The organism is Paenibacillus alba, from assembly GCF_013204855.1.
Lineage (GTDB): Bacteria > Bacillota > Bacilli > Paenibacillales > NBRC-103111 > Paenibacillus_E > Paenibacillus_E alba.
Genome location: NZ_JABMKZ010000064.1, coordinates 20,637 through 27,648, shown reverse-complemented (window position 1 = coordinate 27,648; position 7,012 = coordinate 20,637). Strand labels below are relative to the sequence as shown.

The 7,012-nt window shown below is 48.6% G+C and carries 6 protein-coding genes; 3 read left to right on the top strand and 3 right to left on the bottom strand.

Translation table 11 applies throughout. The features are described 5' to 3' along the window. Positions 1-842 precede the first annotated feature (842 nt). The 3 genes from HQN90_RS36870 to HQN90_RS36860 form a co-directional block, all read right to left on the bottom strand. The gene (locus tag HQN90_RS36870; RefSeq protein WP_246363011.1) at positions 843-1,478 is read right to left on the bottom strand and encodes a YcnI family copper-binding membrane protein; all 636 of its coding nucleotides are present in this window, start codon (positions 1,476-1,478) and stop codon (positions 843-845) included. 97 nt (positions 1,479-1,575) lie between these two features. Continuing rightward, on the bottom strand, positions 1,576-2,247 hold the full coding sequence (locus tag HQN90_RS36865) for a response regulator (protein WP_173227805.1): 672 nt from the start codon (positions 2,245-2,247) through the stop codon (positions 1,576-1,578). Next, complete coding sequence (locus HQN90_RS36860; protein ID WP_173227804.1) at positions 2,247-3,059, bottom strand: sensor histidine kinase; 813 nt, start codon at positions 3,057-3,059, stop codon at positions 2,247-2,249. The genes HQN90_RS36865 and HQN90_RS36860 overlap by 1 nt, the downstream gene beginning before the upstream one ends. 170 nt (positions 3,060-3,229) lie before the next feature. On the opposite strand from HQN90_RS36860, the gene HQN90_RS36855 reads away from it, so the two are divergent. From HQN90_RS36855 to phnE, 3 genes are all read left to right on the top strand, one after another. Beyond that, positions 3,230-4,255: a HoxN/HupN/NixA family nickel/cobalt transporter gene (locus HQN90_RS36855; protein WP_216855566.1), complete on the top strand. Its 1,026-nt coding sequence runs from the start codon at positions 3,230-3,232 to the stop codon at positions 4,253-4,255. Between the two features lie 167 nt (positions 4,256-4,422). Beyond that, complete coding sequence (gene phnC, locus HQN90_RS36850) at positions 4,423-5,196, top strand: phosphonate ABC transporter ATP-binding protein (protein WP_173227803.1); 774 nt, start codon at positions 4,423-4,425, stop codon at positions 5,194-5,196. After that, positions 5,193-6,803 carry a phosphonate ABC transporter, permease protein PhnE gene (phnE, locus tag HQN90_RS39455; protein ID WP_275942655.1) on the top strand — a complete coding sequence of 537 codons (1,611 nt, stop codon included), beginning with the start codon at positions 5,193-5,195 and terminating at the stop codon, positions 6,801-6,803. Before phnC ends, phnE begins: the two co-directional genes overlap by 4 nt. The last annotated feature ends 209 nt before the right edge of the window (positions 6,804-7,012 follow it).

Here is a 7,012-nt window from a genome sequence, read left to right as displayed (position 1 = left end):
TTAATAATCGAAGTCAAGGCAAAGTATCCAATTCAACCTCTTTTAGGTTCTGGATCTATTTGCTTCGAGATAGGGATGGGGCCTAGTTCGCACATGTAAGCTTCAATGCAAAGCTATTGCCTTAAGCCCGCGGCATCCGGCCGAATCCTCACCGTAAGGCCGAAAAACAGCCTTACGCGCAGCGAATCCGGCGGAAACCTGGCCGCGCAGAGGAGATAAGGCTGTTTCACAGCCTTAAGCTCGCAGCATCGGGCCGAATCCTCACCGTAAGGCCGAAAAACAGCCTTACGTGCAGCGAAGCAGGCGGAAATCTGGCCGCGCGGGGTAGATAAGGCTGTTTCACAGCCTTAAGCTCGCGGCATCGGGCCGAATCCTCACCGTAAGGCCGAAAAACAGCCTTACGTGCAGCGAAGCAGGCGGAAATCTGGCCGCGCGGGGTAGATAAGGCTGTTTCACAGCCTTAAGCCCGCGGCATCGGGCCGAATCCCCACTGTAAGGCCGAAAAACAGCCTTACGCGCAGCGAATCCGGCTGAAATCTGGCCGCGCGGGGAAGATAAGGCTGTTTCACAGCCTTAAGCCCGCGGCATCAGGCCGAATCCCCACCGTAAGGCCGAAAAACAGCCTTACGGACAGCAAAGCCGGCTGAAATCAGGCCGCGCAGGGAAGATAAGGCTGTTTCACAGCCTTAAGCCCGCCGCATTTGGCCGAATCCTCACCGTAAGGCCGAAAAACAGCCTTACGCGCAGCGAATCCGGCGAATCTCCCCAGCGTGCGTGCCAAGGTTCCCCCAGCCCGCCCAACAAACAAAAAACCGTAGGCAACAAGCCCTACGGTCTCCATATTATCTGCGTTTTTTAGTAAGTGAAACGAGTAAAGATAAGGCGCCGAGCACCACTGCTGCAATTGACAAGTACAACGAAGTGTTCGAGGACGAGCCAGCTCCACTGCTCGTCGCAGCTGCGCCAGCTGTTACCTGACCGTGACTATCTGTCACAGCGCCAGCTGCTGCTTTGGTTTTCACAGTTGTAACGGAAGCGGGCTTGTCCGAGCCATCTGCCCCAACCCATTCTACAACACTGCCATCTTTATACGTTTGGTAAGCTTTCCAAACGATTTGCGTCGCAGCATCGGCAACCTTGCCTTGCATGCTGAAATCTCCGAATTCTGTGCTCGCCAGTCCATCCCCGGATGCTTTCCAAGTAACTCCTGTAATTTTACCCGCGGCGTCTTTAGCAATTTCATAGGTCCAGCCAGCTTTTGGCTCGAATCGTGAAATAGCTACGGAATCAATCGGGAATTTCACTTCTACCTTCGTAGTAGGTATATCTTTCTCGGAAGGCACGCGAACTGTGAATTTCTCATAGCTGCCTTGAGTAGCTTCCTTCGGATAAACGACAACATGGGCACTTGCAATCCCTGCAAGCAGCATTGATGTGATAAGCAAAATACCTGTATGAAGCATAATCTTTTTGAACATGTGTTTGTGTTCCCCTTTCGAATCAACTCTTCTCATGTTGTCCATGTTACCTGATCGGTAAGCGTAAGAGTATGACTCGAGTGGGCTATTTTTTCGACTAGTTTTGTCCTTTTCGTGTCATTCCGTGCTTGATGGCGAAGCCTGTGAGTTGGACACGATTCTCAAGTCCCAGTTTATCTAAAATGTTTTTCATATGATTTTTAACCGTATGTTCCGAAATCAACAGTTTCTCTGCGATCTGCCGATTGTTATCCCCTTGGGCAACATAAGACGTAATTTCTTGTTCACGAGAGGTTAGCATGCTGGGTGTTGGACCTTCCGTATAGGCTCCTAGGGGTGCACGGAACCGCTGGAAAAGCTTGTCTGCCATCCCCCGGGCGGCCTCCGAATGATCGTCGAGAAGCGCGCGCAAGTAGGTGAGCCATTCATCCGGATCCATATTTTTAAGCAAATATCCTTGGGCACCGAATTGCAGCGCGGTAAACAGGTCAGCGACATCGTCGGAGACAGTGAGCATAATAATGCGAATCGCTCCATACTGCTGCTTAATGCGGCGTGTAGCTTCTAATCCATCCATCGGGGACATGTGAATATCCATTAAAACCACCTCCGGCGCAACTTCTCCGCACAAAAGCAAGGCTTCTTCTCCACTGCTGGCTTCCCCCACAATATAAAAATCAGAAGCGGGCTCAAGCATGCTGCGAATCGCTTTCCTAGCCAGCGGATGATCGTCCACGATGAGCACACGAAACGGTTGGTTATGCGCCATTATTCAGTCCTCCTATCTCCACGTACAACCAGCGAAGTACCGGTTCCCGTTGTTTCTGGGTCCTTCGTGGTAAGTTCGAAGGCTGCATCAAGTTCAGCTGCGCGTTTTTGCATCAGCTCAATGCCGTACTTTTTGCTCTTTTCACCGTGCAGCTGCAAGCCGCAGCCGTTATCCGTAATGTGCAGCAGCCAAGACTCTGGCTGAGCTTTCAGCACAATCGTGGCTTCTGTTGCCTGTGAATGCTTGCGAATGTTAGTGAAGGCTTCCTGAATGATACCGAAGAGCTGAACCTCCTCAGCAGCAGAAAAATGGTGCGCTTCAATTTGCAGCTTTTCCTGAAGCTCAATACCGGTTACCAGTTGCCAATCTTTCAGGAATTTGTGGATGCGTTGTTCCAGGCCGGTTCCTTCCTCCGGAGGTGTCCGCAGATTGAAGATTGCCTGCCGAAGGGAATTGTCGATTTCAGAAACAGCGGCTTTTGCTTCCTCTATATCACCCTGCTTCAACTTTACATTCAGGAAGAAAAGGGTTTGAGCCAAATCATCGTGCAGCTCTCGGGCCAGCCTTTCGCGTTCTTCATAGACCGCCCTGCGGGCTTCACCCATGGTTACCTTCTCATTGCTCCGTTCAATACTTTCAAACATCCAAGAAGCGAACAAGTAGGAGAGCAGCAAAGTAATGACCGTAATTAAGAAATTACCGGCTTCCATCGTTAAATAATTGAGCAGAAATTCATGGCGAATATATTCGAATCCACCGATGATAATGACGGGAATGAATATCGTAAATAGCTTAAAAACACGAAGAGACATCGGGTATACCAACTCCTTTTTATACACAAACTTTGGAACGGATTCTATTATAGCAGAGAAGTGTTAGATATCTTCACAAAAATATGAACGAGGTACTTCTCAAATCATGCACACGTGTGCTACATTATTACTAAATCGTGTTACGTATTGAAGGGGATGGTGTTACACACATGTTGAAATCAATCATGCAGCAGAAAAAAAGCTGGGGTGGATATTTTGCTTTTATCGCTCTCTTACATATTATCGGGCTAATTGGATTGTACAGTGTGGCTAAGACTTCGCCTGCTTTTTGGGGAATTGGACTACTCGCCTATACATTAGGGATGCGGCATGCGTTCGACGTTGATCATATTGCGGCCATTGATAACACAGTTCGTAAGCTTGTTCAGCAGAAGCGGAATCCATTAGGTGTTGGTTTCTATTTCTCGCTCGGACATTCCTCGGTCGTATTTATCATGGCGATTGTGACGGCATTTTCCGTGCAATGGGCAGAGCGTGAGCTTCCTTGGCTGCAGCGTTATGGCGGCGTTATCGGCGCTTCGGTATCTGGACTTTTTCTTGTTTTAATTGGTGTGCTGAATTTAATTATCCTCATTAGTTTGTATAAAATGTTCCTGAAGTCCCGCGGCAAGTCGGCCGATGATAAGGAATTTGAAGAGCTGCTGGAGTCCCGCGGCTTCATCACTCGTTTGATCAAACCGCTATTTTCTTTCATAGGCAAAAGCTGGCATGTATATCCGTTAGGTTTTCTCTTCGGCCTTGGTTTTGACACAGCGAGTGAAATCGCCCTGCTTGCGATCTCGGCCCATGCGGCCAAAGAAGCGATCCCCTTCATCGGAGTTATCTCGCTTCCCTTGCTGTTCGCAGCAGGAATGAGCCTTTTTGACACAGCAGACGGCATGTTTATGACCAAAGCTTACAAATGGGCTTTCCATACCCCTGTGCGCAAGCTGTACTACAATTTGACCGTAACTGCTTTGGCTGTCATAGCTGCGCTCATTATTGGCGTAATTGAATTAGGGCAAGTGCTTTCCGAAGAATTCGGGATGGAAGGATCATTCTGGACTTGGCTGCAGGACATTGACTTCGGAACGCTGGGTTACATCTTGGTCGCTTTGTTCATTGTGGCGTGGATTATTTCTGTCGCTGTATGGAAAGGAATGAAGATTGAAGAACGCTGGAGCGCAAAAGTTTGACCCATCACGGCGGCCTCAGAATTGCTCTGGGGCTTCCTTTTTTTGTCATGGTGAACATTGGAATATGAATTTTTTCTAAAGGTTATCCTAGAAAAAAGGATTTTGCCGAAAAACGTTGAATGTAGTCTGTCTGATATTTGATACCATTTAAAGAAAGTAGGACTTATATGATTGAGTTTAAACATCTTTCCAAAGTATATCCTAACGGAACGGTTGGATTGAATGACATTAACCTGACTATTCATCCCGGCGAATTCGTTGTTATTGTTGGTTTATCGGGAGCAGGCAAATCGACACTATTGCGTTCCATTAATCGTTTGCATGAAACGACAGATGGTGAAATATTAATCGACGGTAAATCGATTACAAAGGCGAACGGTGCAGGATTGCGTCGCATGCGCAGAGATATCGGCATGATTTTCCAAACCTTTAACCTAGTCAAACGTTCAACCGTTATTCGTAACGTTCTTTCCGGCCGAGTTGGTTATCACTCTACGCTGCGTACAATATTCGGTTTGTTTCCTAAAGAAGATGTCGAACTTTCCCTGAAAGCACTGGAACGTGTCAATATTCGGGAGAAAGCTTATTCACGCGCCGATGAATTGTCCGGCGGTCAACAGCAGCGGGTATCGATCGCCAGAGCACTGGCTCAAGAGGCTAAAATCATTTTGGCAGACGAACCCGTAGCCTCCTTGGATCCTCTGACGACCAGACAAGTTATGGACGACCTGAAGCGTATCAATAAAGATTTAGGGATAACAACCGTTGTTAACCTCCACTTTATCGACTTGGCTCGTGAGTATGCAACACGCATTATTGGACTTCGCGCAGGTAAAGTCGTGTACGACGGACCTGTTGCCGAAGCAACGGATGATGTTTTCTCGGAGATTTATGGCCGCGCCATTAAGAAAGATGAGCTTTTGGGGGTGCAGGAGGGATGAGTGCAACGACCGTCAAGAAACCAACGACCGTCAAGAAACCAACGACCGTCAATAAACCTCCTCGTACGAAGTTTTATCTCATTATTGTCATTATGGTGCTTTTCCTGATTGGAAGCATTTATCAGACGGATGCGACACTGAGCAAGCTCGTGACAGGGACACCTGAGATTCTTAAATTCATTGGTGAAATGTTCCCGCCAGACTGGCTGTTTTTTGCTGATATTTGGAAGCCGATGGCGCAGACCCTGCAAATGTCCATTATTGGTACGGTTGTAGGCGCGTTGTTTGCTTACCCAATGGCCCTGCTTGCTGCACGAAATGTAACGACATCACCATGGTTATACTATCCGGCTAGATTCATTATGAATTTAATCCGTACGATTCCGGACTTGCTATACGCGGCTTTGTTTGCTGTATTAGTAGGCTTTGGTCCTACGGCGGGTACGCTGGCTTTGATATTCTTTACCTTCGGTATCTTATCCAAGCTTTCCTATGAATCAACCGAAGCGATTGATCCGGGACCTCTTGAAGCGATGACGGCTGTTGGTGCTAACAAGCTTAAACTGATTCGTTTCGGCGTTCTCCCTCAAGTTGCGCCAACGTACTTAGCTCATTTACTGTACACCTTTGAAGTGAGCATTCGTGCCTCGGCCATTCTTGGTTTAGTTGGAGCCGGTGGAATCGGCTTGCTGCTCAAAAACACACTCGATCTGTTCCGCTACGATCAGTCCTGTGCAATCGTTATTTATACGTTATTAGTAGTCGTCATTATCGACTTGGTAAGCACGCGTTTCCGTTCCTATTTGTTAAAAGGCAGTGCAAAGCCGATGTCCGAAACTCGCGCGCGCACTTACAAAATCGTTGGTTGGTTAGCGCTCATTGCCCTATTTGTATGGTCGTTGACGGGTCTTGAACTAACTGGTTTCCAACCGACAACTTGGATTTTAACGAAGGCGATGTTTACAGGATTATTTCATCCGGATTGGGCCTATGTATATATCCCGGAAGGGGAAGACTTGCTTCGTTCCCTGCTCGAAACGTTATCGATTTCGTATCTGGGCAACTTTGTCTCAGCCATTGTCTGCTTGCCGTTCGCTTTCTGGGCAGCAGCCAACATGAGTCGTTTCCGCGCCGTATCGGGAACAGGGAAATTGTTCCTCAGCGTCGTGCGGACAATTCCAGAGATTATTATGGCTCTGATCTTTATCAAAGCTGTCGGGCCCAATGCCTATGCGGGGGTTATGGCTTTAGGCTTGCACTCCGTGGGGATGCTGGGCAAGCTCTACGCCGAGGCCATCGAGAACATGGATATGGGTCCTTCCGAAGCAATGACCGCCGTTGGCGCGAACATCTGGCAGCGGATGGCTTACGCCGTTATTCCGCAGGTTATCCCGGACTTCATCTCGTATACGTTGTATCGTTTTGAGATTAACGTGCGTTCGGCGACTTTGCTCGGGATCATCGGTGCGGGCGGGATCGGTACTCCGCTGATCTTCGCGCTCAATGCGAGGCAGTGGCCGCGTGTCGGTATCATCCTGATCGGTATTATCGTTACCGTATCGATCATTGATTACATTTCGGGAACACTTCGTAAACGAATCGTATAGGGTATGAAAAACAGACGTCGCTTTTGCGGCGTCTGTTTTTTTGCTCTGGCTGGGGGATGCCGACTCAGAGGCACTCCCGCATCTTATTGTCCCTGAACCGTGCCAAAATGCCAACTCAGCGCCCTCCGCAAGCGCGCCACGAGTCGCGCGCCCTAAGTCCCGTCCCACTCCAACCTCCCTAAGAAGCGCCAGCAGGGCTTCTCTGCCTC